This is a genomic window from Hyalangium sp., assembly GCF_045802625.1.
In the GTDB taxonomy this organism is placed as follows: domain Bacteria; phylum Myxococcota; class Myxococcia; order Myxococcales; family Myxococcaceae; genus Hyalangium.
In genome coordinates, this window is sequence record NZ_JBJMQP010000137.1 from 18,265 (window position 1) to 41,902 (window position 23,638).

The window sequence follows — 23,638 nt, forward strand, 5'->3', positions numbered from 1 at the left end:
GTGAACCCGCTGCCCACCACCTACCTGCGTCAGCTCGCCGAGGCCGTCGGATTCGACCTCGTGGGCTTCGCACGCGCCGAGCCCATCCCGCCCGAGTCCCTCTACTCGTGGATTGAAGCGGGCTACGCGGCGGACATGGACTGGATGAAGGAGCGGGCGGCCGAGCGGCTCGACGTCACCCAGCTCCTGCCCGGAGCGAAGACGGTGGTGGTCTTCGCCAACAACTACTACCGGAACGATTCGGAGGCGGAGGGCTCGCCCATCGCGAAGTACGCGAGGGGGCGGGACTACCACTCCACGCTGCGGGACCGGATGAAGGCCTTTCGGAAGGCGGTGCAGGCGGAGCACCCCGGCATCGGCACGTATGGGAGCGTGGACAGCGGCCCGCTGATGGAGAAGGTGTGGGCGGCGCGAGCGGGCCTGGGCTACGTGGGCAAGAATGGCTGCTTCATCACCGAGCCCTATGGCTCCTGGGTGCTGCTGGCCACGGTGGTGCTCGACGCGGAGGTGGATGGCTACGCGGCCGGGCCGCTGGCGGACCGGTGTGGCCACTGCCGCAAGTGCCTCCTCTCCTGTCCCACGGGCGCGCTGGTGGGCAACGGCCGCGTGGATGCGCGTGCGTGCCTCTCGTACCAGACCATCGAGAACCGTGAGCGCGAGGTGCCCGAGTCGTTCCGGGCCGAGATGGACAACCTCGTGTTCGGTTGCGACATCTGCCAGGACGTGTGTCCCCTGAACCGAAAGCCCGTGTTCGCGGAGCACCCGCGGTTTGCTCCGAGGGCCGTCGCGGGTCTGGGGGTGATGGAGCTGGCCGGGCTGACCGCCGAGCAATACGAGAAGTTCATCCCGGGCACGGCGCTGGCGAGGGCGCACTATGATGGGCTGCGGCGCAATGCCGTCTACGCGCTGGGAGCGGCGCGGGAGGCGAGCGCCCGGCCCCTGTTGGAAAAGCTCAGCGGGGATTCGAGCGAACTGGTACGTAGCGCCGCGCAATGGGCGCTTCGACAGCTCGCGCAGTGAGCGACGCATCCCCGTCTCCGGCACTGCCGTCTTCGCCTCCGTCTCCGGCGCCGCTGGGGAGGGTGTACGCGGCGCTGTTCCTCCAGGTGCTGCTCAGCGCCGGGACGTACCTGGCCGGCAAGCGGGCCATGGAGGAGCTCTCTCCCTCGACCACCATCCTCTGGCGCTTCCTGCTCAGCGGGACGACCTTCGTGCTGATCCTGCTCCTGACGCCGGGGCCGAAGCTTCCGCCGCGCTCGGAGTGGCGGAAGACGCTGTGGCTCGGGTTGCTGGCGGGGCCGGTGAACCAGCTCCTGTTCTTCACGGGGCTGGCGCGCACCCCGGCGGCGCACGGGGCGCTGCTGTACGCCATGACGCCGCTCGGCGTGTACGTGACGAGCCTGCTTCGAGGCCAGGAGCGGCCCTCGTCCCGGGCGGCGGCGGGCATCATCACGGCGTTCACGGGCGTGGTGGTGCTCTTGCTGGGACGCGGGTTGGCGAGCGCGCGAGGCTCGCTGGTGGGAGACCTGCTCATCCTCGGGGCGGTGGTGGCGTGGGTGCTCTACACGACGGAGGGGCGCCCCTTCGCGGCGAGCTACGGCCCCATCCGCGCGACGGCCTGGAGCATGATCGCGGCGACGCTGTTGATGCTGCCGCTGGCGCCGTTCGCGCTGCGTCCCTCCGAGGTGCTGAACGCGAGCCTGGCCGCGCGAGGCTCGGTGGTGTACGTCGCGCTGCTGACCTCGGTGGTGGCGTACCTGCTCTGGTACTACGCGCTGTCCAAGGTGCCGGCGTCGAAGGTGGCCATCTTCTCCAACCTGCAGCCGGTGGCCACGGCGCTCGCGGCGTGGGCGCTGATGGGGGAGGCCCTGCACTGGGAGCTGGCGGTGGGTGGCGTGCTGGTCATCGCTGGAGTCCGGCTCACCCAGGGCGCGAGCGTGCAGCCCGCCCCTTCCACGAGGCTCGAGGAGCGCCGGACTACCTGAGCCCTGTTCTGGCGCGCAGCCCTAAGAGTTGTTCCAGCAGCTCTGTTCGGTAGAGATGCTGGCGGGGCAGCCGCAGCAGGCGCTGTTCGGCTTCATCCAGGAGACGACGAGCCTTCGGGGCGTGCTCAGGGTGTTGTTGGCACCACAGCAAGAACAGGGCCGCGATGTGGTAGCGCCGCTCGACATCGGTGTAACCCAGCCGTTGGATGCGGCGCAGAGTACGTCCAAAGATGGGCCACGGGCAGTCGAGCCCGAAGGCTGCATTGACAAGCTCCTCGGCGATGCGACGCCGGATCTCGAGTCGCTCGGTCTCAGAGGAGACTGTTGCGACGAGCCGCTTCTGGAGCGCCATGAATTTCGGCTCCAGCTCCGCGAACGAATCGTTGGAGGTGGCGACGATGAGCTGGCCCAGCTCACGCGAGATCGCCAGGGATCGTTGCTGTCCGCGCGTGAGCTGCTTCAGCGGCATGGCTTGTTCAGCGCTAATTCGGGCCACACACCGTTGCTGCGCATGCAGAGATCACGGCACGGATAGCACTGGCTGTGCCCCTTCTTGTCGCCCGGGATACTTTGAATTTCTGAGTCAAGGCAGTTCGTGAATGCCTCGTCACAGCGCTTCTTCAACTCCGGGTATGGAAGACACTGGCCGATCTCGGGCGGTTCCCCCATGGATGAACACCCACCCGTCAACCCCACAACTACAGCGCACATCGCAACCCATCCAAGCGCTCGCATTACAGGGCATGATACCAAACCACCTATGCCATGAAGGTCCACCCCCCAACTCCGCAAGCTCCTTCTCCTGCCCCCGCTCGCAGGCGGCTGACGCGCAGGCAACTCCTATGGGGTGGCGGTCTCCTGACCTCTGTTACTGGATTGCTGGGCGCGGTGGCACTGCGAAGGCGCTCCCAGGCTCCAGAGCGACAGTCGCCGGTTCCCCAGGGCACCTCCGAAGGTGTCTTCCTCGTTCGGCGTGCGGCACAGGATGCAGTCGCTGGACGGGTGGAGAGTGCGCGAGTTGCGATCGCGGAAGCGTTGACACGCGCACCTGACCATCCGCCCGCGCTTCTGGTCCTGGTCTGTATCGCCCTCGAGGAGGGCAATCCCCGCGAAGCCGATCTTGCTCTCGGCCGCCTTCGATCTGCCACTCCCAGGCGAATGGAGCATGTGTTCTTGGAGCGACTGCTCGCGTACCGAAAGCGTGAGCCCTTATCAGGTTGGAGCCCGGCATTCCTCGCGGCGTGGATGGATGCGGGCCGACCGGACTTCGAGGCCCAGCACCTCCTCGCGGATACGCCGCTCGAAGCTCACGACAACGAAGTGCTCAAGGAACGCTGGCGTGGCACCTCATCGGTCCCTGCTCGATGGATACTCACGCTTGCCTCGAGCCCCATTGATCCCGAACAGGCGAAGTGGTTGCTCCAGCAGCTTCCCGAAGTGGGAGACGTGGCCCTTTTCCTTGCGGCGTTCAACGTGCTGATCCGTGAGGCACTTCCAGATGACCTCCGCGCCCAGGCCGCTGTCGAAGTGCGCCGACGGCTCTCTCAACTCGCTGGGATGCATCCCCGCTCCATGCAACTGCAGCTCTTGTCATATCTGCATGGCTCTTCCGAGGACGCTCCGCTCGACATCGACGACCTCACCATGCTCCGTACCGTCTCTGAATTGCCCTTGTGGAGGGAGACCTCCCTGGCAGACACCTTCCTCTCGGCGCGGAAGGCTCTTCGGGAGTCAGGCCTCGCCAACGCCGGCCAGCACGCCTTCACTGTGGCGAGCCAGTCCATCACGGATAAGGGCAGTTACCTCTTGCGGAAGCGAGCGAAAGCCACCCGGAGTAGCCTGGCTCACGGAGCACGTCACCCGCTTGGCAACATTCTCTCCAATGTCGGCACACGCATGGCCGAGAACTCCACGCTTCTGGAACGCACCCTGGGGTTGCTGATGATGCAGCGCGGTGCCGAGGATGCCGAGGATCCTGTCGCGATGGGGAGGGCGGCTGCGCGGCTGGACGAGGTGTACGCCGCACAAGCGGCTTGGCGCCGGGCAGCCGTGGATCTCTGGCCTCTGCATTCCCTGAGGGAGGAAATGCTGGAAGCCAGTGCACGAGATGAGAACGCGCTCCAGCGAACCTTCATGGCACAGCCGCACGTTCCTTGAGCCGCGAGCAGCGATGGCACCGCTGCTCCGATGGAAGGCACCGCAGTTGGCAGCCCCCTGTGTCTCGCCGAGCTACAGCGTGAATCACTTCCCGTCGGGGTCCCAGTCGGAGATGTCCTTCTTGGGCTCCGGGGGCGGCTTCGGGCGCGGAGCCTCCGTCTTGGAGGGCTGCTGCTTCGGCGGAGGCGGCGGAGGCGGTGGATCCTCATCGGCCACCGGATCCGGCTGTGCGGCCTTCGCCGTCACCGCGGGCCCCGGCTTCGCGGTGGGCTTGGTGGGTTCCGGGGGCTTCACTGGCTCGGACTTCGCGGTGGGCTTGGCGGGTTCCGTGGACTTCACCGGCTCGGACTTCGCGGTGGCCTCGGGCTTCGCGGGGGTCTTGGGCTCCGGAGCCTTCACGGGTTCGGGCTCCGGCGCTGGCGTGGAGGCGCGATAGACGTCACGACGCACCGAGGGCTCGACGGTCTCCGCCTTGGGTGAAGGCGTGGGGGCCGGCTTCTTCTCGGAGGCCCCCTTGCTGCTGGTGGCCTGTGCAGCGGGTGCCTCGGCCTCGTCACCGGTGGCGCGATAGACGCCCGAGCGGCCACCACTGCTGGAGCTCGCCGGATGGCTGGAGGACGCTGAAGCGGGCGCCTCGTCGTCGAGCGAGCCCTCGTCGGGGGAGGCGTGATGGCTCGGCTCTTTCGCCGGTGGCGGCTTGGGGCCGGGCTGGGGCTCGATGCCCAGCTTCTCCCGCTCCTGGAGCGAGTAGTGGCGCTCGCGGCACTTATCGTACTTCTGCTTGCAGCGCTGCAGACAGGTGCCGAGCTTGCTGTACGTGCGCGTGCTGCTGCCGTACTCGACAGTACAGTCCTCGCGACAGTCGGAGTTGTCCTCCTGGCAACCAGCGGGAGCTTCCGAGCCCTGGGCGGCGGCCGGCCCGGCCAGGAGGGTGAGCAGCAGCAGCGGGAGTACACGCATGACAGATGGAGAACCTAGCAGTCTTTAGCCCCCCCTGCCTCGGGGGGCCGCGCTATCGTTCCCTCCAGCACCGCGCCACCAGCACCGCGGAGGACACACATGGCAGGCATCCGGGTGGGCATCATTGGAGGCGCCGGGCTCTTGGAGTGGCTGGCCGCCATGGGCAAGGGCGAGCCGCACCTCATCGAGACGCCCTTCGGCCCCACCTCCGGCCCCGTCTTCACCCTGGAGCTGGACGGCGTCCCAGTCGCCGCGGTGGCCCGCCATGGCGCCGGGCACCAGTTCAGCCCCACGCGAGTGCCCTACCGCGCCAACCTCTTCGCCCTCAAGGTGCTGGGAGTCTCCCACGTGCTCGCGTACGGCATGGTGGGCAGCCTCCGAGAGTCCATCCACCCGGGCCACCTCGTCATTCCGGATCAGGTCATCGACCGGACCTACCGGCGGCCCTGCACCTTCTATGACGATCTGGTGGTGCACGTGGAGATGACCTCTCCCTTCTGCGACACGCTGAGGCATGTGCTGTGCGACGCCTCCCAGGGCAGCGACACGCGGGTGCACCCTCAAGGCAACTACATCTGTATCGAGGGACCGGCGCTCAGCACGCGCGCCGAGAGCCTCATGTACCGGAGCTGGGGCGGAGATCTGATCGGCATGACGGTGATGCCGGAGGCCAAGCTCGCGCGCGAGGCGGAGCTGCACTACGCGATGGTGGCCGTGCCCACCGACTATGACTCCTGGCAGCCCGCCGCCAGCCCCGATCCGGACGCCTTGAACGCCGCTCACTTCCAGAACCGGCTGGCCGCCAATGCGAGCGCGGTGGCCCTCGTGCGCCGGGCCTTGCCGCGAGTGGCCGCGGCCCCCTTTCAGTGCACTTGTGACTCCGCCCTGGCGCTCGGCATCTGGTCCGATCGCAGCCGCATCTCCAACGAGGTGCGCACCCGGCTGCGTCCGCTGCTGGGCAAATACCTGCCCCCCGAGGTGGCCTGACGGAGGGTGGTGGAGCGGGGGCTCGTCCGCCCGCCTGCTGCCATCCGCCAACTTCATCCCCACTTTCCACTGCCAAACCCAGGAGGGTGGCAAGGGGGGCAGATGAGGTTGTTCAGGCTCGAGAACCTGACCTGGCGCGAGTTCGGCCGGCGCTTCGTGAAGGAGTTCCAGGAGGACACCGTCACGGACTGCGCGGCGCAGCTCTCGTACTACTTCCTCTTCTCGCTGTTCCCGTCCCTCTTCTGCCTCGTCACGCTGGCGGCCTACCTGCCCTTCGCGCCTGGCGCGGTGGAGGCCATGATCCAGCGCCTCGCCCCCCTGGTGCCGGGGGAGGCCCTGTCGCTGGTCCAGGATCAGCTGCACTCCCTGGTGAACCAGCCCCGGCCGAAGCTGCTGACGTTCGGCCTCCTGGTGGCGCTGTGGTCGGCCTCGCGCGGCGTGGACGCGCTGCGCACCGCGCTCAACCTCGCCTATGACGTGTCCGAGTCCCGGCCCTTCTGGAAGACCCAGGGTGTGGCGATGCTGATGACGGTGGTGGGCATGCTGCTCATCCCCGTGTCCTTCACCGTGTTCCTGCTGGGCGGCAAGGCGGGAGAGTGGCTCGCGGAGCGGCTGCACATCGAGAGCGTCTTCTATCTGATCTGGTCCTGGCTGCGCTGGCCCTTCACCGCCGCGCTGGTGATGCTGATGCTGGCGCTCTGTTACTACGTGCTGCCGGACGTGAAGCAGCGCTTCAAGTACATCACCCCGGGCTCGATGCTGGGCACGGTGCTGTGGCTGGGGTGCACCTGGGGCTTCACCCAGTACGTGGAGCACTTCGGCAACTACAACGTGACGTATGGCTCCATCGGCGGCGTGGTGGTGCTGATGCTGTGGCTCTACATCACCGGCCTCATCTTCATCGTCGGCGGCGAGCTGAACGCCATCCTCGAGCACTCCTCGAAGAACGTGGAGGCCAAGGCGAAGGGCGCGCGGGTGCCGGGAGAGGCGCCTCCGCTCGAGCCGCCCCTCAAGACGCCGGGCGCCGCCAAGAGCGCCAGCAGCGCGCGCAAGACGGCGCGCTCCTTCTGGCGCTGGCGGCGGCGCGTGGCCCGGGGCCAGTCCCCCGAGCCCTCCGGCGCCGAGCCTCCGAACCCCACGATTCACTGAGCCGGGGGTGAGGTGCCGGTCCGGCCCGCCGGATAGGATGCCGCTGCGACAAGGAGCGCAGCCCCATGAAGAAGCAGCGGTACCGGTGCCTCATCTGCAGCCACGTCTACGATCCAGAGGAGGGAGACCCGGCGTCGGGCATCCCTCCCGGTACCGCGTTCGAGGAGCTCCCCGACACCTGGATATGCCCGGACTGTGGTGCCACCAAGCAGGACTTCGAGCCCCTGGACGAGCTGTAGCCGGGGCTCCTCGGGCTCACGCAAGGCGCGGGCCCGAGGCAGCAGGCTTCACTTGCCGCCGAGCTTCTGCCGGATGGGGGCCAGCCGCTCCGCGCCCACCTCCGTGCCGTGCAGGTTGTGCTGGGCGATGTACTGATCCAGGTGCTTGATGCGCTCGGCGTTGGTGGGGTGGTCGCTCAGCCACTTGAGCACCCCGGGCGAGCTGCCCTGCATCTGCTGCAGCTTCCCGAAGAAGGTGATCAGGCCGTGCGGATCGTAGTTCGCCCCCGCCGCGTAGGTGGCGCCGTACTCGTCCGCCTCCGTCTCCTCGCCGCGGCTGTGCGCCAGCATCGCGCCCCCACCCACGAGCTGCGTGGCGATCTGCGCCGCCGTGCCCGGGTTCTTGCCCAGCGCCAGCTCGGAGATGGCCTGGAGGCCGAAGGCGTCCACCATGGCGCGCGCCGAGTGCCGGCCCACCACGTGGCCCGCCTCGTGGGCCAGCACCCCGGCCAGCTGCGCCTCGTTGTCCGCGGCCAGCAGCAGGCCCGTGTACACGTAGAGGTAGCCGCCCGGCGTGGCGAAGGCGTTCACCGTCTTCGGATCATTGATGACGCTGACCTTCCACTGCACGCCCTTCCGGGCCCGGGCGGCCTGCTGGAGGATGGGCCCGGCGACCCGGTTCACGTAGTCCACGACGACCGGATCCGTGACGTACTGCACGTGCTGCTTCTGCTCGAGCTCCTGCTTCACCTGCAGGCCAATCTGGTTCTCCTGCTCATCCGAGATGAGGAGATCCGCGGCGGCCTTCTCCGCTTTGATGCGCTCCTTCGCACAGCCAGTGGTGAGGCTCGCGGCGAGGGTGATGCCCAGGAATACAGAGAGGATGCGCTGCATAGAGACGGCTCTTCCTTTCCTGAAGCTGCGTGAGAGTGCGCCGGACTCGTAGTCAGCGGCCCAGGCCCCGGCAAGCCTCACGTGCCGCGCTCTCGGGTGAGGACGGGGGCTGGTGGCGGGTATGCAACGCTCACATGGGTGTGCCTCCCCGCCAGGTGTCCCACCAGAGCGCCGGGCGGCCCTTGTCGCTGGCGATCGCGGGATGGACGTTAGAACCCGGCGCTCCGTGCTCGGGCGCCAGGGGAGGCCCGAGATGTCACGTCCTTGCTGGGTCGGCTCGCTGAGCTTCGGTCTGGTCCACGTGCCGGTGCGGCTCTACGCCGCGGTAGAGCCCAAACAGGTGCGCTTCCACCAGCTCCACGACGCGGATGGGGGCCGGCTTCAGCATCGGCGGGTGTGCTCGGTGGATGGGCACGAGGTGCCCTACGAGCACGTGGTGAAGGGCTATGAGCTACAGCCTGACCACTATGTGGAGGTGACGCGCGGGGAGCTGGAGGCGTTTGATCCGAAGGCCAGCCGCTCCATCGAGCTGGAGGACTTCGTCGAGCTGAAGGAGATCGATCCCATCTTCTTCGAGGCCACCTACCACCTGGTGCCGGAGGCGGGGGCCGAGCGCCAGTACGCGCTGCTCGTCACGGCGCTGGCGCGCTCGGGCCGGGTGGGGCTGGGGCGGCTGGTCATGCGCCACAAGGGCCACCTGTGCATGGTGCGGCCCTTCGGCCGGGGGCTGGCGCTGTCCACGCTGTACTACGCCGAGGAGATGCTCTCCCAGGACACCCTGTCCGAGCTGTCCGTGCTGGGGCCGCGGCCCTCCGAGCAGGAGGTGGACATGGTGCTGCGCCTCGTCGAATCGCAGGCCACCGAGTTCGAGCCGCGCCGCTACCGCAACACCCACCGCGAGCGGCTCCTGGCCTTCCTGGAGCGGCGGGGCCGGGCCCAGGCGAAGATCGCCGAGCCGGAGCCGCCGCCTCCCGCGCCGCAAGCACCCGAGGTCGTCGCGGAGCGGCTGGCGGTGTTCCGGAGAATCGAGGAGGGGATTGCCGCGCTGCGTCGTGGCGGGCGGGGAGCCCTGCCGGCGGAGCAGGTGCCCCCGGCTCGGGGGGCGCTGCGGTTCCGCCAGCAGGCGGCGCGAGAGGTCCGGGCACACGCGGCGGAGGGGGAGGCCGCCCAGACGCCGTCGGCCAAGGACGAGTCCAAGCCGTCCTGAGCCTCTGGGGCTTCAGTCCACAGCCAGGTTTCCCGAGGGGCTGCTGCCTCCCTGGGTTGGCAAGTATGCGCGGGAGCAGGCTGGCGGTTACGATGGGCGGCCATGTCCGTCGCGTTCGAAAATCGCCTCGAGGTCCTCCGCTCCAACCCCCGGTTCAGTCCCGAGACCGTCAACCGCTTCGTGCGCTTCCTACAGGAGGCACCCGAAGAGGCCCTGTTCCGCACCAGCCCGATGCACTTCGCCACCACGGAGGGGGTGCCGGAGAACGAGGCCATCGAACTGTTCCTGTGCGCCACCCACGCGGGCATCCTGGAGTTCACCTGGGGCGTGCTGTGCCCGGCCTGCGGCTCCTTCCTGACGACGCCCGCGGCGCTGCGCTCGCTCCAGCGCGAGCGGCCCTGCCAGATGTGCCGCATCAACGTCAAAACCGAGGATGACAACATGGAGGTGGCCTTCAGCGTGGCTCCCTCCGCGCGCCGCATCCGCTTCCACCAGCCCGAGGCGTTGGATCTGCGCAGGGATCTGCTGGCGCTGATGTTCTCCCAGAGCCGCACCCTCTCCGAGGAGATCCTGCGGGTGGTCGGAGACTCCGTGATGGACTCGATCGCGTTGCCTCCCGGCGGCGTCCACCGCTTCACCGCGAAGATCGAGGCGGGGAAGACCTACTTCCTGGCCGTCCCGCTCCATCACGTGTACTGCGAGCTGGATGCCGTGGCCGAGGGCGGTGTGCGCACCGTCGAGGCGGAGCTGATGGAAGACCGGCTGCTGCCAGGCTACGTGAAGATGAACGCGGGCGAGGTCTCCGTGACGCTCCACAACCGGACGTCCAGCAGCGTACGGGTGGCGCTGGTGAAGTTCTGGATCTCCAAGTCGGAGCTCGTCTGTGACGTCAGCAGGATGCCTCCGCCCGTGCCGTTCCGGCCCTACCTCAGCGGCAAGCGGCTGGTGACGAACCAGACGTTCCGCGAGCTGTTCCGCGCCGAGAGCATCCCCTCCGAGGGCGGGCTCGAGTTCAAGTCGCTCACGGTGCTCTTCACGGACCTGAAGGGCTCCACGGAGATGTACGAGCGCATCGGCGACTTCCGCGCCTACGGGCTGGTCCGCGAGCACTTCGGCGTGCTGCGCGACATCATCGCCGACCGCGGCGGCTCGCTGGTGAAGACCATTGGAGACGCGGTGATGGCCAGCTTCGCCGAGCCCATGCCCGCGCTGGAGGCGGCCACCGCCATGACGCGCGAGGTGCGGCGGGTGAGCCGGGACGGCGCGCAGCTCCAGCTCAAGGTGGGGCTGCACTCCGGGCCCTGCATCGCGGTGGAGCTCAACGAGCGGCTGGACTACTTCGGCCAGACGGTGAACGTGGCCGCCCGCGTCCAAGGAGTCGCGGGCGCGGACGAGATCGCCATCACCGAGCCGGTGTACACCGCCCCGGGAGCCCAGGACGTCATCCGCGCCGCGTCGCTCAGCGCGAGCCGCGAGCGGGCGCTGCTCAAGGGAGTGGAGGGAGAGACCACCGTCTACCGCCTGCGCTGAGCCCCCCTGAAACGCCAAGAGGCTCCCACTCGCGCGGGAGCCTCTCGGAGGCGGACAGCGGTGACGGCTACTTCAGCCGGCTCTCGGCCGCCTCGAAGTCGAGGTTGGAGAAGTACGCGTCCACGTACTTGGCGCGCTCGTTGGCCTTGTAGTCCGGCACGAAGGCGTGCTCCCACGCGTCCATGACGATGATGGGCTTGAAGCCGGCGATGTTGTTCGTCTCGTGCAGGGTGATCCAGTGGTTGGACAGCCACCCGGTGCGCGGATCCTGGAACGTCACCGCCCAGCCGATGCCCGGCATGGTGGAGATGGCCTTGAAGTCCGCCAGCCACGTCTCGTAGGAGCCGAAGCTCTCCTCCATCGCCTTCTTCAGCTTGCCGCCCGGGGTGCCGCTGCCGCCCGGCTTCAGGTTGCCGAAGTAGTACTCGTGGAGGACCACGCCGTTGTACTCGAAGCCCAGGCGGCGGGTCATCTCCGCGTACATGGGGTTGGTGCCGGCCGCCTCGCCCTTGGTGGCCATGCCGTGCAGCGTCTCGGTCAGCTTGTTGGTCCGGTTGACGTAGCCCTCGTACAGCTTGAAGTGGACCTCGAGCACCGCGTCGCTGATGCCCTTGAGCCCCTTGCAGTTCGCGAACTGCATCGGCGTGTATTTCTTCTCGGCCATACTGCCTCCGGTGGGTGTTGGGTGTGGAGAGATGACAGCCCCTCATTAGAAGAGGTGCCGACGTTTGGCGCGTGCAACTTCACGCGGGTGTACGCACTTCAACAAGTAAGAAATGCGTGGCCCCCGCGCACGGTGCTATGTGCCCGGGGCGGATGCCTGAGCTTCCCGAGGTAGAGATCGCCCGGCGCCACCTGGCGCGTTGGTTCCGCGGACACCGCGTGCTCCACGCCGAGGCGGACGCCACCCGCATCTTCCGAGGCGCCCAGCGCAAGAAGTTCTCCGAGCTGACAGGCCGCGTCGAGTCCCTGGAGCGCCGGGGCAAGTACCTGCTGCTCACCTTCGAGGCCGATCGCGGCCTGCTGGCCCACCTGGGCATGACGGGCAAGTTCGTCCGGCGCCCCGAGCGCCACACCGAGCCCCACAGCCGCGCCCGCTTCCACCTGGACGACGGCAGTGTCATCCACTTCAAGGACTCGCGCCTGTTCGGGCGGATGGAGCCGGCTCGCGCCACCCAGCTGCACCACCTCAAGGCCATCCTGGCGCTGGGGAGGGATCCGCTGGTGGAGGGGCTCACCGCCGAGCAGCTCCAGGAGGCCGTGGGCCGCTCGCGGAGCGAGCTCAAGGTGGCGCTGATGGACCAGGGGCGCGTGGCGGGCCTGGGCAACATCTACGCCGCCGAGGCCCTGTTCCTCGCGGGCCTGCACCCGGCCCGCAAGCCCGCCACCCTCAAGCCCGAGGAGTGGCAGCGGCTGGCCCAGGCCATCCACGACGTCTTCCAGGAAGCGCTGGAGCAGGCCGAGGCGCAGGGCGAGGAGCAGGTGTATCTGGAAGAGGACAGCTCGCAGAACCCATTCCGGATCTACGGCCGGGCGGGCGAGCCCTGCTCGAAGTGCGGCACGCGTGTCCAGTCCTTCACCCAGGGTGGACGCACCACGCACTTCTGTCCCAAGTGTCAACCCAAGCGAAGCAAGGGGAGCAAGCGATGAACGTCAAAGCCAAGGGCCTCGACCACGTGGCCATCGCCGTGAAGGACCTGGACCAGGCCATCGCCCATTACCGGGACGTGCTGGGCCTGGAGCTGGCCGAGATCGAAGAGGTGCCCGAGCAGCAGGTGCGCACCGCCATCTTCGGCCACGGCAGCGGGCGCGTGGAGCTGATTTGTCCTACCTCCCCGGACACCGGCGTGGCCAGGTTCCTCGAGAAGCGGGGCGAGGGCATGCACCACATCTGCATCGAGGTGGAGGACATCGAGGCCACCCTGGCGGCGCTGAGGGAGAAGGGCGCGCCGTTGATTGACCAGACGCCCAAGCCGGGGGCAGGCGGGGCGAAGGTGGCGTTCGTTCACCCCAAGGGAAATCACGGCGTGCTGGTGGAGTTGAGGCAGGGGCCCAAGTCCTAATTGGCGTTCACCGGTGGGAAGGCCGGTGTGGTTGACGTTGACACCCCTACCCCCCGTGGCTTAACTCGCCCGCCCTCTCGACTCGGCCGCCCTGAGCGGTCCTGGAGATACGTGCCCATGTCCCACGTCCTGCTGGCGGCGTTGCTCGTCGCCTCCGCCACGGCCACCGCCCAGACGCCTCAAAAGAAGGCGCCGGTGCCCGAGAGCGGGACGCCTGCGTCCGCCCAGCCTGCTCCCGCACCGCAGCCCGCGCCCACGCCGGCCACCGCCGCGCCCGTCCCCTCAGCGCCCACCTCGCCCGGCCCCGCGCCGGCCTCGCCCGCTCCCTCGGGGACGGCTCCCGCCACCGGGGCTGCTGCCTCCGGGAAGGCTCCCGCGGCCACCGAGGGGGGTGAGCAGCTGTCTCCGGAGATGCAGCGCGAGCTGGATCGCCGGCTGGAGGCGGCCAAGCAGGAGATGCGCGAGGAGATCCGCGCGCAGATGGCCACCCAGTCGCTGTCCTCGGACTGGAAGCAGGAGATGTCCGAGGAGAAGCGCAAGCTGGAGCTGTTCACGATGGACGGCTACTTCCGCGTGCGGCCCGATCTCTTCTACAAGTTCAACCTGGGCAAGGCGTACGAGCGGGCGCTGTTCCCCACCCGCACGGAGCAGGAGAACACGCAGGGCGGCGCCAACATGCGCGCGCGGCTGGAGCCCACCTTCAACGTCTCCGAGGAGGTGCGGCTCAAGTTCCAGGTGGACCTGCTGGACAACGTGCTGCTCGGCTCCACGCCGGACCTCACCAACGATGGGGGCCGCAACATCTTCACCGTCTTCTCCGAGAGCCAGGACGTGCCCACCGCGACGCTCAACGCGCTCCGGGACTCCATCTCCGTGAAGCGGGCCTACGGCGAGGTGAGCACGCCGGTGGGCATCCTGCGCTTCGGCCGCATGGGCAGCCAGTGGGGCCTGGGCATGCTGCACAACGATGGCAGCTGCCTGGACTGTGACTTCGGCGACAACGTGGACCGCATCCAGTTCGTCACCGAGCCGTTCCCCGGCTTCTACGTGACGCCGATGCTCGACTTCAACTCGGAGGGTGTCACCAGCGAGCGGATAACGGGCGACACGCACCGCGAGACGTTCGACTACACGCAGGCGGACGACAGCTACAGCTACGTGCTGGCCATCGCGCGCCGGGACACGGACCAGCAGATCAAGGACAAGCTGGAGAACAACCAGGGCGTGTTCAACTACGGCCTGCACTTCACCTACCGCACGCAGCGCTGGGAGAACGTCGGCGACCCGCAGAACGCGGGCTTCGTGCCGCGGGATGCCGTGCTGTACATGCCGGACCTGTGGGCGCGCTACGAGGAGCGCATGTTCCGGATCGAGGTGGAGCTCGCCGGGATTGGCGGCAGCATCGGCAACCGGGCGCTGGACGTGCCCAGCGCGCTCAACCCGGCGCAGAACCAGTCCCTGCGCGTGATGCAGTTCGGTGGCCTGGTGCAGGGCGAGTACAAGGCGCTCAACGGCAACCTGCACCTGGGGCTCGAGCTCGGCGTCGCCTCGGGCGACAAGGCGCCGGGCTTCGGCGTCTATCAGCGTGGCCGGGTCGTCAACGCGGGCGGTGCGCAGATAGATGGTCCCCAGTACACCTGCGATACGGGGGGATGCGGCGACAGGGACATCCGCAACTTCCGCTTCAACCCCGCCTACCGAGTGGACCTCATCCTCTGGCGCGAGCTGATCGGCACCCTCACGGATGCGGTCTACATCAAGCCCTCGGCGAAGTACTCGCTGGCGGAGGGCTTCGATGTGTTCGGTGGCCTCATCTACTCGCAGGCGCTCTACGCCGAGTCCACGCCGTCCGGCACCGATCGCAGCCTGGGCCTCGAGGTGGACGTGGGGGCGCGCTACCAGACGGAGGATGGCTTCGTCGCGGGCATCGACTGGGGCATCCTCTTCCCCATGGCCGGCCTGCAGGAGCCCCCGGACTCGCTGCTCCGCAGGGACTTCAAGACGGCGCAGGCGATCCGCGGCACGCTCGCCATCCGGTTCTAGGGCGCTGCGATGGACCGTCTCTCGCGGGGTCTTCTGCTGCTCCTGAGCCTGGGCCTGCTGCTGGGGGCCTGTGGCATCAAGGGCAACCCGCGCCCGCCGCTGCCTCCGGCGCCGCCCGCGTCGGAGACGCAGCCGCCGCCCACACCCGAGACTCAGCCGCCGGGGCAGCCCACGCGAGGCCCCTTCGGGCCCGCCGGGCCGGGCCCCCAGGACGCAGGTTCGTGAATCACTTCTCCTATCGTCGAGGCAGCCTCCACGCGGAGGAGGTGCCCCTGGCCGCCATTGCCGAGGCGGTGGGGACGCCCACCTATGTGTACTCCACGGCCACGCTCACCCGGCACTTCCGGGTGGTGTCCGAGGCCTTCGAGCCGCACCCGCACCTCATCTGCTACTCGGTGAAGGCCAACAGCACGCTCGCGGTGCTGCGCCTGTTCGCCAACGCGGGCGGCGGCTTCGACATCGTCTCCGGCGGAGAGCTGGCGCGGGTCCGCCAGGCGGGCGGTGAGCCGGGCAAGACGGTGTTCGCCGGCGTGGGCAAGACGCCGCAGGAGATGGAGCAGGCGCTGGCCGCCGGCCTCCTCATGTTCAACGTGGAGAGCGCCGAGGAGCTGGAGATGCTCGACGCGGTGGGGAAGCGGATGGGGCGCCGCGCTCCGTTCGCCCTGCGCGTGAACCCGGACGTGGACGCGCGCACGCACCGCTACATCGCCACCGGGCTGAAGACGTCCAAGTTCGGCGTGCCCTTCGAGGAGGCGGTGGCGCTCTACGCCCGCGCTCGGAAGATGAAGGGCCTGAGCGCCGTGGGGCTGGACTGCCATATCGGCTCGCAGCTCACCCAGGCGGCGCCCATGAAGGCGGCCATCTCCAAGGTGGCGGGGCTGTACCGCTCGCTCAAGGAGCAGGGCCACCCGCTGGCGTACCTGGACATCGGCGGCGGCCTGGGCATCACCTACGCGAACGAGACACCTCCTTCGCCCGCGGAGTACGCCAGCACCGTGCTCAAGGCGGTGGAGGGCACGGGCGCCACGCTCATCCTGGAGCCGGGGCGGGCGCTGGTGGGCAACGCCGGGGTGCTGCTCACGCGCGTGCTGTACCGCAAGCGCACGCCCTCGAAGACCTTCGTGGTGGTGGACGTGGGGATGAACGATCTCATCCGCCCGGCGCTCTACGAGGCGCACCACGCCCTGCAACCCGTGGTGAAGAAGCGGGGCGGCAAGCCTCTCGAGGTGGACGTGGTCGGCCCGGTGTGCGAGTCCACGGATGTGCTGGCCCGGGCGCGGCCCCTGGTGCTGCCCCAGCAGGGCGACCTGTACGCGGTGATGAGCGCCGGGGCGTACGGGATGAGCATGGCCTCCACCTACAACTCGCGGCCCCGGCCGGCCGAGGTGCTCGTGGACGGGGCAGCCTGGCGAGTGGTCCGTGAGCGCGAGCGCGTTGAGGATCTCTGGCGCGGCGAGCGGGCCTGAACATATAAGCGGCGGTCATGAAGACCTTTGAAGGCTCCATGACGGCGCTGGCCACGCCCTTCCGGAATGGAAAGCTCGACGAGGCGGCCTACCGCGCGCTGATTGATCGGCAGGTAGACGGCGGGACGAGCGTGCTGTTGCCCATCGGCACCACGGGCGAGGCCGTGACGATGACGGCTGACGAGCGCGCCCAGGCGGTGCGCATCGCCGTGGAGGCGGCGCGAGGCCGGGTGCCGGTGGTGGCCGGCGCGGGCTTCAACAGCACGGCGGAGACCCTCGAGTCCGTGGGCCGCGTGCGTGATTTGGGCGCGGCGGGCGCGCTCGTGGTCACGCCCTACTACAACAAGCCCACCCAGTCCGGCCTGTTGCAGCACTACCGGGCCATCGCCAAGGCGCACCCGGGCTTCCCGATCGTCGCCTACAACGTCCCGGGCCGCACGGGCGTGGACCTGCTGCCCGAGACGGTGATGTGGCTGTGCGACATCCCCGAGGTGGTGGCCCTCAAGGAGGCCACGGGCAATCTGGCGCGCACGGTGGACCTGGTGGAGAAGTGCGGCGACCGGCTGACCCTGCTGTCCGGGGATGACTTCACGGTGCTGCCCTTCATCGCCTGCGGCGGCAAGGGCGTCATCTCGGTGTCCGCGAACGTGGCGCCGCGGATGATGGCGGACCTGGTGGCGGCGGCTCGGGCCGGAGAGCTGGCCAAGGCGCGCGAGCTTCAGGTGGGGATGAACGCGCTCCACAAGCTGCTCTTCGTCGAGTCCAACCCCATCCCCGTGAAGTGGGCGCTGCACCTGATGGGCGTCTTCGGCCCGGAGATCCGCCTGCCGCTGACGCCGCTGTCCGAGCCGCAGGCCGTGAGGCTGAAGGAAGAGCTGGTGCGGCTGAACCTGCTGGACGCCTGAGCCCGCCTCGGAGGACTCGATGCTTCAGACCGTCATCACCGGTGTTTCGGGCCGCATGGGCAGCACGCTGCTGCGGCTGGCGCGCACCACCCCGGGCTTCTCCGTGGTGGGCGCCACGGCTCGCCCGGGGAGCGCCGCGGTGGGGCAGGACGCCGCCCTGGCCGCGCGCCTGAGCGAGCCGCTCGGGCTCAAGGTGGTGGACGAGCTGGGCCGGGCTCTCGAGGGCGCCCAGGTGGTGATCGACTTCACCAGCGCCGAGGTGAGCGTGGCGCACGCGCGGGTGTGCGCGGCGCGCGGCGTGCCCATGGTGATTGGCTCCACGGGCTTTACGGCCGAGTCCCGGGAGCAGGTGGCCGCCGCCGCCCGGTCCATCCCCGTGGTGCTGGCGCCCAACACCTCGGTGGGCGTCAACGTCGTCATCCAGATGGCGGCGGAGCTGGCGCGGGTGCTCGGCGACGGCTTCGACGTGGAGGTGGTGGAGACGCACCACCGGATGAAGAAGGACGCGCCCTCGGGCACCGCGCTGCGGCTGGCGGAGGTGCTCGCCCAGGCGCTCGGGCGCACGAGCGAGGATCTCGTCTTCGAGCGCCACGGCCAGATCGGCGCGCGCACTCCGAAGGAGATCGGCGTGCAGGCCCTGCGCGGAGGAGACGTGGTAGGCGAGCACACAGTCTTCTTCTTCGGGGAGGGCGAGCGAGTCGAGCTCACCCACCGGGCGGCCAGCCGGGACCAGTTCGCCAAGGGCGCGCTCCGCGCGGCAAACTGGGTGGTGAAGCAGCGCCCCGGGCTCTACGACATGGCCGATGTGCTTGGCCTCAAGAGGACATCATGAGCGTCACACGCTACTGCCGCTTCCTTCACGAGGGCCGTGCCTGGTACGGCCGCATCGACGGCAACGAAGTCGTCGTCCTCAACGCCGCGCCCTGGGCCGGGGGCAAGGAGACGGGGCTGCGGCGCGCGCTGACGGGGCTCACGCTGCTGGTGCCCGCCGAGGCCTCCAAGATCGTCTGCATCGGGCAGAACTACCGCAAGCACGCGGAGGAGATGGGCAAGCCGGTGCCACCCGAGCCGCTCATCTTCATGAAGCCCTCCACCTCGCTCAACGGGCCGCGCTCGCCCATCCGCATCCCCAAGGCGAGCGCGGAGGTGCACTACGAGGCGGAGCTGGGGCTCATCATCGGCGAGAAGCTGAAGAACGCGGACGAGGCCACCGCCGCACGCGGAATCTTCGGGCTCACCTGCTTCAATGACGTGACGGCCCGAGACATCCAGCGCCGCGAGGTGCAGCACACCCGCGCCAAGAGCTACGACACCTTCTCCTGCGCCGGCCCCTGGGCGGTGACGGGCGTGCCCCCGTCGTCGGATCTGCGCATCATGTGCCGGGTGAACGGGCAGGTGCGACAGGACAGCCGCACCTCCGACATGGTGTTCGGCCCGGCGGCGCTGGTGTCCTTCATCTCGAAGATCATGACGCTGTTGCCAGGGGACATGATCAGCACGGGGACGCCGTCCGGGGTAGGGAAGCTGGCGGCCGGGGATACGGTGGAAGTGGAGCTCGAGGGAATCGGGACCCTGGCCAACCCGGTTGAGATGGAGCCGTGAGCACCACCAACGTCTACGTGGGACTGGGATCCAACCAGGGAGACCGGGAGGGCCACCTCGTGGCGGCCCTGGAGGCGCTCTCGCGCATTGACGCGGTCGCCGTGCTGCGCTGCTCCTCGCTCTTCGACAGCGCCCCGGTGGGCCCGCCTCAGCCGCGCTACCTCAACGCCGTGGTCGAGCTGGAGTGCGGGCTGCCGCCGTCGCGGCTGCTCACCATCCTCCAGCGGATTGAGCAGGATCTGGGCCGCCGCCGGGAAGGCGTGCGCTGGGGGCCTCGGCCCATTGATCTCGACATCCTCCTCTGGGATGACGAGGTGGTGGCCGAGCCGAACCTCCAGGTGCCGCACCTGGAGCTGCACAAGCGCCGCTTCGCGCTCGAGCCGCTGGTGGAGCTGGCCCCCGATTTGAAGCACCCGGTGCTGGGCGCGACGGTGAGGGAGCTCCTCACCGGCCTGGCGCCACAGGATGTCCGCAGGCTCTCGGCCAACGTGTGGCCCGAAGCGAGCCCTCTGGTGAACGAGTCATGACCCTCTGCCTTGCCCTCGCGACCGCGGCGCTGCTCGCCGCCGAGCCCACCAACCTTCCGCCCAACCACCCGGCCATCCCGCCGGGGACCGAGGCCTCTCCCGCCATGCCGCCCTCCACGGGCCCGCTGCCCGAGGGCCACCCGCCCATGACGGGCCCAGGCCGGGCGCCGCCCACCGCCGAGGAGCTGCTCAAGCAGCTCGACTCGACCGAGGGCCTGCGCACGCGGGAGAAGACGTTCGAGATCGCCTCTTCGCTCGGCAAGCTCTACTACACGAACGGCCGGTCCTCGGACGCGATCGTCTACTTCATGCAGGCCGAGCAGAAGGCCGTGGCCACGCGAGCGCTGTTCGTGGAGCAGCGCAAGAAGCTGGGCAAGAAGCCCGTGCCGAGCGCGGACGAGGCCAGGTGTGGCTTCACCGCGACCACGCCGGTGGAGGAGATGGCCAAGGTGGCCGAGGACCGCGCGAAGCAGGGTGACGCGGCGGGCGCTGCGGCCTGCGCGAAGGCGGCGCTGATGCCGGTGCTGGAGGTGGAGGCGATGCACGGCAACGCGCTCTACCTGACGGGCGACAAGGCGGGCGCGCTGGCGGTGTACGAGCGGGTGCTGGACGTGGCGCCCTCGGAGGAGGAGGCGCTCTTCTCGCGCTCGGCGGTGCTGTACGAGACGAAGGGCGAGGACCTCAAGGCGCTGCAGGCGGCGCGCGAGGGCTTCGAGGCCTTCATCGCGGCGCACCCGGACTCGTCACGGGTGGAGCTGGCGAAGCAGCTCAGCCAGTTCGCCCAGGACACGATCAAGGCGGGTGGCCGGGAGAAGTGGAAGAAGACCCGCGCGGAGGACCGGCGCATCCGCCTGTCCCAGATGCCGAAGGAGCCGCCCCAGGCGCCCATGATGGCCGCGGGGCCGATGGCGGGCGCGGGCGGGCCGATGGCGGGGCAGGGCTCGGGGCAGGATGGGCCGCCCGCGCTGACGCAGGAGATGGTGGACGCCGTCCAGAACACCGAGCGCACGCCCGAGCTGGAGGCCGGCCTGGCCAAGCTGGTGGAGGAGGGCGAGGACGATCTGGCCAAGGGCAAGTACGACGAGGCGCTCGGCGTGTACCGGCGCGTGGTGCCCTTCCAGCCGGAGAACGGCCGCGCGAAGGCGGGCATGGCCTGGGCGCTGGTCGGGCTGGGCAAGCCGATGGCGGACCGTGTCTGGGGCGTGGCGGTGAGCTCGGACGCGGCGGCGGTGGAGAAGCTGGGCGACACGCTCATGGCCAAGGGTGACGCCAAGGGCGCCAAGGCGCTCTGGGCGAAGCTGCTGGCCACCGTGCCGGACTACCCCAACAAGTCCTCCCTGCAGGCCAAGGCGAGCCAGTAGTCCGTCACCCCGCGAGCCTCAGCTCGGGCGAAAAATGTGCCGGAATCCTCAGCGCTTGCCTGGAGCGTCACGAAGCGAGAGGACCCGTGGATCCGGCGGTTGCGCACTTCCAACTGGTTGGAAGTCTGGATCCGGCGGTGAAGGACTTTCGCTTGGTTGAAAATCTGCATTCGGGCCGCCAGCCGCAACCCGCATTCGGGTCGCCCTGCCGTTCAGGAGTGGAGGAATGCCCGGTGCAACTGACACCAGGGCAGCGCTGGTGTCCGCAGGGCTGAAGGAGCCCAATATCGTTGGGGCACCGAGGTGCATGGGGTTCCCATGGCGGATCCTTTGTAAGTGTTCGCCGTGCCATCTGGAGCTGGCCGCTGCGGGACGAGAGTCTCCAGGGTGGGGTTGCGGGGCACTACCCAGCCACTCCTCCTCTGGCCCGAAGCAGCCCTCTAGCCTGTTCTCCTGCTCACATTGAAGGGAGTAACCCCATGCCGTGGCGGCTGCTGTGGTGGCTCAATCCCCTGTTAATGGCGCTGATAGTCGGGTGCGCGAGTATCCCCCGGGTTCCCCAAGTGGAGATGGAGGGGGGCAAGGCTGTTCTCCACATCTCCCGCAGCGCTGAGGTGCAGCCCGTCGAGTTGGAGGAAGAGCAGTTCCAGCAGGCCATGAGGAGACTGGCGCGCCGGGTGCGGCTGACGGGCACACCACGCCAGACAGCGGAGCGGACGTTTCAGATGGACCCGCTGAGCGGCAATTACCTGTACCTGCTGAGGGACAAGAAGCTGGTGCCCACGGGGCCGGGCGACTGGGACGGCACGTTGACGAAGGCGGACGTGGAGCTGGCCGAGCGCTACCGGGTGTGGTGCCAGCAGGCGTACGGCGTCCACTGCGACTGCCTGGGAGGAGCGCTGGTGGCGGGGCGCTACCTGGACATGCAGGGCCGGTACATGTGGGCCATGGCCCTGAGCAAGAGCCCGGTGCTCGAGGAGATGAAGAAGGCGCTGGGAGACATGGTGAACGTCCACGAGCTGATCAACTCGGCCCTCTGGACGTTGGGTTCCATGCTCTTGATTCTGGCGCTCAGCCCGGTGGCGCCAGCGCTGGTGGCGGCCCTGGGCGTGGGGGTCATTCTCTATGTGGGCTACGCCACGCTCCATGACCTGGTGGCCGGCTGGTTTGAGCTGATGGAGGCGGTGAAGGGGGCCACCACCTTCGAGCAGATCCGGGATGCGGGCGAGCGCTTCGGAAGGATTCTGGGGCAGGAGTCCGCCAAGGCGGTGGCCCTGCTGCTGCTGGCGGCCATTGGGCAGACGGCTCAGGGGTTCGCGGCGACGGTGGAGACGCTGCCAGGCTCAGCGCAGGTGGCCGTGCAGGCCGAGGAGCAGGTGGGACTCTCGCTGCCGGCCCTGGGGACAGTGGAGGAGATCGCGCTGGCGGATGATGCCGTCACCGTCACGGTGGGCGCCAACGCGGTGGCCATGACGGCGAGGGGCACGGCGAGCGGCAAGGGCCCGTGCGTGGAGACGCACCACATCGCCACCGTCTGCAACGACAAGGACTCCTCACGTGGGGGCCCGTGGACTCCCAAGTTCCGCCGCATCTTCGCCAAAGCGGGGATGTCGCTGGAGGACCCCGCGAACAAGATCCCTCTGGAAGGACATTATGGTCCGCATCCTCAGCAGTACCACGAGATTGTCTTTGAAGAACTGGACACTGCAACGCGGGGCTGCCGGAGCGTCGTGGAGTGCCGTGAAGCGCTGACCAGCCAACTCCGGCAACTGGCCAAGCAGATCGCCACCCCGGGAACCGAACTCAACCAACTCGTCACCCGGCAGTAGCCGCGTTAAGTAGAGCCAGTGCCTCAGCGTTTCTTCAAACTCGCCGACGATGTGTACATCCCGCACCGCTGGGACTTGGGGATGCCCAGGAACAGCCAGGGCGTCGAATTGGATGATTGGCAGTTCAGGCTTGGGGAGCCCGTCCACATCCAGGAACGCTTGAGAATCCCCGTCGAGGGTGCAGGCAAGCCCCTGGACTACACGGAAGCAGGCGTCCGGCTTCCGGTGGTCCATGTCCGCGTTGCGTCCCTGTTCGCGGAACTAGCCCCGGATGATGTGCAGTTGCTCCCCGTGGATATAGAGGGCCAGCCGGATCAGTACCTCATCCTGGTGGCCACACGCCGATTCCGCTGCATCAATGAGCAGGCGTCCCGGATCCGGCTCTGGACCCATGAAAATGGAGTGCCCCACAAGGTGGGTCAGTACATGTCCGTGCGGGACCTGCGCATCGACAAGTCCCAGGTGGGCAGTGCGAAGGTGTTTCGTTGCGAGGGGTGGGAGGGCCCCCTGATTGTCTCCGAGGTCATCAAGGACGGTTTGGAGCAGATGGGCGCCACCGGCACGAGGTTCGAGGAGGTCTAACGTCCTGTCGAGGGTGCGTTACACGAACCGCGCGGCCAGCAGATCCTGCACGTCCAGCAGGCCCACGGCGCGGCCCTCGGCATCCACCACCGGGAGCTGATCCACCCGGGCCTCGCGCATCTGCGCCGCGGCGGTGAGCACCAGCGTCTCCGGGCTCACGCACCGGGGTCTGC

25 protein-coding genes are annotated in these 23,638 nt (G+C 68.7%); 20 read left to right on the plus strand and 5 right to left on the minus strand.

All coding sequences use genetic code 11. From position 1 onward, the window contains the following. A complete protein-coding gene (gene queG, locus ACJ8AT_RS25460) occupies window positions 1-1,020 on the plus strand; it encodes a tRNA epoxyqueuosine(34) reductase QueG (RefSeq protein ID WP_407740450.1) in 1,020 nt (339 codons plus the stop codon). Continuing rightward, window positions 993-1,985, plus strand: a complete 993-nt coding sequence (locus ACJ8AT_RS25465) for a DMT family transporter (protein ID WP_407740451.1) — start codon at window positions 993-995, stop codon at window positions 1,983-1,985. Before queG ends, ACJ8AT_RS25465 begins: the two co-directional genes overlap by 28 nt. Here ACJ8AT_RS25465 and ACJ8AT_RS25470 read toward each other — a convergent pair. Further along, window positions 1,978-2,454, minus strand: coding sequence for a hypothetical protein (locus tag ACJ8AT_RS25470; RefSeq protein ID WP_407740452.1), 477 nt, complete (start codon window positions 2,452-2,454; stop codon window positions 1,978-1,980). The genes ACJ8AT_RS25465 and ACJ8AT_RS25470 overlap by 8 nt on opposite strands. A gap of 704 nt (window positions 2,455-3,158) precedes the next feature. Here ACJ8AT_RS25470 and ACJ8AT_RS25475 point away from each other — a divergent pair. After that, window positions 3,159-4,142, plus strand: a complete 984-nt coding sequence (locus ACJ8AT_RS25475) for a hypothetical protein (RefSeq protein WP_407740453.1) — start codon at window positions 3,159-3,161, stop codon at window positions 4,140-4,142. A gap of 84 nt (window positions 4,143-4,226) precedes the next feature. Here ACJ8AT_RS25475 and ACJ8AT_RS25480 read toward each other — a convergent pair whose 3' ends face one another. Further along, window positions 4,227-5,102, minus strand: a complete 876-nt coding sequence (locus ACJ8AT_RS25480) for a hypothetical protein (RefSeq protein WP_407740454.1) — start codon at window positions 5,100-5,102, stop codon at window positions 4,227-4,229. Window positions 5,103-5,201: 99 nt separating this feature from the next. Between ACJ8AT_RS25480 and ACJ8AT_RS25485 the strand changes: the two genes are divergently transcribed. From ACJ8AT_RS25485 to rd, 3 genes are all read left to right on the plus strand, one after another. Further along, window positions 5,202-6,089, plus strand: coding sequence for an MTAP family purine nucleoside phosphorylase (locus ACJ8AT_RS25485; RefSeq protein ID WP_407740455.1), 888 nt, complete (start codon window positions 5,202-5,204; stop codon window positions 6,087-6,089). Window positions 6,090-6,191: 102 nt separating this feature from the next. Further along, window positions 6,192-7,238: a YihY/virulence factor BrkB family protein gene (locus ACJ8AT_RS25490; RefSeq protein WP_407740456.1), complete on the plus strand. Its 1,047-nt coding sequence runs from the start codon at window positions 6,192-6,194 to the stop codon at window positions 7,236-7,238. Window positions 7,239-7,303: 65 nt separating this feature from the next. Next, window positions 7,304-7,477: a rubredoxin gene (gene rd / locus ACJ8AT_RS25495; protein WP_407740457.1), complete on the plus strand. Its 174-nt coding sequence runs from the start codon at window positions 7,304-7,306 to the stop codon at window positions 7,475-7,477. A 48-nt stretch (window positions 7,478-7,525) separates the two neighbouring features. On the opposite strand, the gene ACJ8AT_RS25500 is transcribed toward rd, so the two are convergent. Next, complete coding sequence (locus ACJ8AT_RS25500; RefSeq protein WP_407740458.1) at window positions 7,526-8,350, minus strand: M48 family metallopeptidase; 825 nt, start codon at window positions 8,348-8,350, stop codon at window positions 7,526-7,528. Between the two features lie 253 nt (window positions 8,351-8,603). Here ACJ8AT_RS25500 and ACJ8AT_RS25505 point away from each other — a divergent pair, with 253 nt between their 5' ends. Together ACJ8AT_RS25505 and ACJ8AT_RS25510 are read left to right on the plus strand one after the other, a co-directional pair. Beyond that, the gene (locus ACJ8AT_RS25505) at window positions 8,604-9,557 is read left to right on the plus strand and encodes a Ku protein (protein WP_407740459.1); all 954 of its coding nucleotides are present in this window, start codon (window positions 8,604-8,606) and stop codon (window positions 9,555-9,557) included. 102 nt (window positions 9,558-9,659) lie between these two features. After that, a complete protein-coding gene (locus ACJ8AT_RS25510; protein WP_407740460.1) occupies window positions 9,660-11,087 on the plus strand; it encodes a DUF5939 domain-containing protein in 1,428 nt (475 codons plus the stop codon). A 67-nt stretch (window positions 11,088-11,154) separates the two neighbouring features. Here the strand turns inward: ACJ8AT_RS25510 and ACJ8AT_RS25515 are convergent, their stop codons facing one another. Then, the gene (locus ACJ8AT_RS25515; protein ID WP_407740461.1) at window positions 11,155-11,751 is read right to left on the minus strand and encodes a superoxide dismutase; all 597 of its coding nucleotides are present in this window, start codon (window positions 11,749-11,751) and stop codon (window positions 11,155-11,157) included. Window positions 11,752-11,903: 152 nt separating this feature from the next. Here ACJ8AT_RS25515 and mutM point away from each other — a divergent pair, with 152 nt between their 5' ends. The 12 genes from mutM (at window position 11,904) to ACJ8AT_RS25575 (ending at window position 23,465) form a co-directional block, all read left to right on the plus strand. After that, window positions 11,904-12,737 (plus strand): bifunctional DNA-formamidopyrimidine glycosylase/DNA-(apurinic or apyrimidinic site) lyase, encoded by an 834-nt coding sequence (mutM, locus tag ACJ8AT_RS25520; RefSeq protein WP_407740462.1) that lies wholly within the window; start codon window positions 11,904-11,906, stop codon window positions 12,735-12,737. Further along, on the plus strand, window positions 12,734-13,150 hold the full coding sequence (gene mce / locus ACJ8AT_RS25525) for a methylmalonyl-CoA epimerase (protein WP_407740463.1): 417 nt from the start codon (window positions 12,734-12,736) through the stop codon (window positions 13,148-13,150). The genes mutM and mce overlap by 4 nt, the downstream gene beginning before the upstream one ends. 117 nt (window positions 13,151-13,267) lie before the next feature. Further along, window positions 13,268-15,193: a TIGR04551 family protein gene (locus ACJ8AT_RS25530; RefSeq protein ID WP_407740464.1), complete on the plus strand. Its 1,926-nt coding sequence runs from the start codon at window positions 13,268-13,270 to the stop codon at window positions 15,191-15,193. A gap of 9 nt (window positions 15,194-15,202) precedes the next feature. Continuing rightward, complete coding sequence (locus ACJ8AT_RS25535) at window positions 15,203-15,418, plus strand: lipoprotein (protein ID WP_407740465.1); 216 nt, start codon at window positions 15,203-15,205, stop codon at window positions 15,416-15,418. Continuing rightward, on the plus strand, window positions 15,415-16,659 hold the full coding sequence (gene lysA / locus ACJ8AT_RS25540; protein WP_407740466.1) for a diaminopimelate decarboxylase: 1,245 nt from the start codon (window positions 15,415-15,417) through the stop codon (window positions 16,657-16,659). Before ACJ8AT_RS25535 ends, lysA begins: the two co-directional genes overlap by 4 nt. A gap of 17 nt (window positions 16,660-16,676) precedes the next feature. Then, window positions 16,677-17,564, plus strand: coding sequence for a 4-hydroxy-tetrahydrodipicolinate synthase (gene dapA / locus ACJ8AT_RS25545; protein WP_407740467.1), 888 nt, complete (start codon window positions 16,677-16,679; stop codon window positions 17,562-17,564). Window positions 17,565-17,583: 19 nt separating this feature from the next. Beyond that, complete coding sequence (gene dapB / locus ACJ8AT_RS25550; RefSeq protein ID WP_407740468.1) at window positions 17,584-18,396, plus strand: 4-hydroxy-tetrahydrodipicolinate reductase; 813 nt, start codon at window positions 17,584-17,586, stop codon at window positions 18,394-18,396. Further along, complete coding sequence (locus ACJ8AT_RS25555) at window positions 18,393-19,166, plus strand: fumarylacetoacetate hydrolase family protein (protein WP_407740469.1); 774 nt, start codon at window positions 18,393-18,395, stop codon at window positions 19,164-19,166. The genes dapB and ACJ8AT_RS25555 overlap by 4 nt, the downstream gene beginning before the upstream one ends. Continuing rightward, a complete protein-coding gene (gene folK / locus ACJ8AT_RS25560) occupies window positions 19,163-19,693 on the plus strand; it encodes a 2-amino-4-hydroxy-6-hydroxymethyldihydropteridine diphosphokinase (RefSeq protein ID WP_407740470.1) in 531 nt (176 codons plus the stop codon). Before ACJ8AT_RS25555 ends, folK begins: the two co-directional genes overlap by 4 nt. Beyond that, window positions 19,690-21,054 carry a hypothetical protein gene (locus ACJ8AT_RS25565; RefSeq protein WP_407740471.1) on the plus strand — a complete coding sequence of 455 codons (1,365 nt, stop codon included), beginning with the start codon at window positions 19,690-19,692 and terminating at the stop codon, window positions 21,052-21,054. The genes folK and ACJ8AT_RS25565 overlap by 4 nt, the downstream gene beginning before the upstream one ends. A gap of 656 nt (window positions 21,055-21,710) precedes the next feature. Continuing rightward, on the plus strand, window positions 21,711-22,883 hold the full coding sequence (locus ACJ8AT_RS25570; RefSeq protein WP_407740472.1) for an AHH domain-containing protein: 1,173 nt from the start codon (window positions 21,711-21,713) through the stop codon (window positions 22,881-22,883). Between the two features lie 18 nt (window positions 22,884-22,901). Further along, window positions 22,902-23,465, plus strand: a complete 564-nt coding sequence (locus ACJ8AT_RS25575) for an imm11 family protein (RefSeq protein WP_407740473.1) — start codon at window positions 22,902-22,904, stop codon at window positions 23,463-23,465. Window positions 23,466-23,483: 18 nt separating this feature from the next. On the opposite strand, the gene ACJ8AT_RS25580 is transcribed toward ACJ8AT_RS25575, so the two are convergent. Further along, a partial coding sequence (locus ACJ8AT_RS25580) for a CBS domain-containing protein (RefSeq protein WP_407740474.1) occupies window positions 23,484-23,638 on the minus strand: 155 nt, incomplete at its 5' end.

Bases quoted from the DNA above. Each gene is read 5' to 3' on its own strand.
- ACJ8AT_RS25465 (WP_407740451.1), top strand. From the start codon at position 993: ATGGGCGCTTCGACAGCTCGCGCAGTGAGCGACGCATCCCCGTCTCCG.
- ACJ8AT_RS25470 (WP_407740452.1), bottom strand. From the start codon at position 2,454: ATGCCGCTGAAGCAGCTCACGCGCGGACAGCAACGATCCCTGGCGATC.
- ACJ8AT_RS25480 (WP_407740454.1), bottom strand. From the start codon at position 5,102: ATGCGTGTACTCCCGCTGCTGCTGCTCACCCTCCTGGCCGGGCCGGCC.
- ACJ8AT_RS25485 (WP_407740455.1), top strand. From the start codon at position 5,202: ATGGCAGGCATCCGGGTGGGCATCATTGGAGGCGCCGGGCTCTTGGAG.
- ACJ8AT_RS25490 (WP_407740456.1), top strand. From the start codon at position 6,192: ATGAGGTTGTTCAGGCTCGAGAACCTGACCTGGCGCGAGTTCGGCCGG.
- rd (WP_407740457.1), top strand. From the start codon at position 7,304: ATGAAGAAGCAGCGGTACCGGTGCCTCATCTGCAGCCACGTCTACGAT.
- ACJ8AT_RS25500 (WP_407740458.1), bottom strand. From the start codon at position 8,350: ATGCAGCGCATCCTCTCTGTATTCCTGGGCATCACCCTCGCCGCGAGC.
- ACJ8AT_RS25505 (WP_407740459.1), top strand. From the start codon at position 8,604: ATGTCACGTCCTTGCTGGGTCGGCTCGCTGAGCTTCGGTCTGGTCCAC.
- ACJ8AT_RS25510 (WP_407740460.1), top strand. From the start codon at position 9,660: ATGTCCGTCGCGTTCGAAAATCGCCTCGAGGTCCTCCGCTCCAACCCC.
- ACJ8AT_RS25515 (WP_407740461.1), bottom strand. From the start codon at position 11,751: ATGGCCGAGAAGAAATACACGCCGATGCAGTTCGCGAACTGCAAGGGG.
- mutM (WP_407740462.1), top strand. From the start codon at position 11,904: ATGCCTGAGCTTCCCGAGGTAGAGATCGCCCGGCGCCACCTGGCGCGT.
- mce (WP_407740463.1), top strand. From the start codon at position 12,734: ATGAACGTCAAAGCCAAGGGCCTCGACCACGTGGCCATCGCCGTGAAG.
- ACJ8AT_RS25530 (WP_407740464.1), top strand. From the start codon at position 13,268: ATGTCCCACGTCCTGCTGGCGGCGTTGCTCGTCGCCTCCGCCACGGCC.
- ACJ8AT_RS25535 (WP_407740465.1), top strand. From the start codon at position 15,203: ATGGACCGTCTCTCGCGGGGTCTTCTGCTGCTCCTGAGCCTGGGCCTG.
- dapA (WP_407740467.1), top strand. From the start codon at position 16,677: ATGAAGACCTTTGAAGGCTCCATGACGGCGCTGGCCACGCCCTTCCGG.
- dapB (WP_407740468.1), top strand. From the start codon at position 17,584: ATGCTTCAGACCGTCATCACCGGTGTTTCGGGCCGCATGGGCAGCACG.
- ACJ8AT_RS25555 (WP_407740469.1), top strand. From the start codon at position 18,393: ATGAGCGTCACACGCTACTGCCGCTTCCTTCACGAGGGCCGTGCCTGG.
- ACJ8AT_RS25565 (WP_407740471.1), top strand. From the start codon at position 19,690: ATGACCCTCTGCCTTGCCCTCGCGACCGCGGCGCTGCTCGCCGCCGAG.
- ACJ8AT_RS25570 (WP_407740472.1), top strand. From the start codon at position 21,711: ATGAGGAGACTGGCGCGCCGGGTGCGGCTGACGGGCACACCACGCCAG.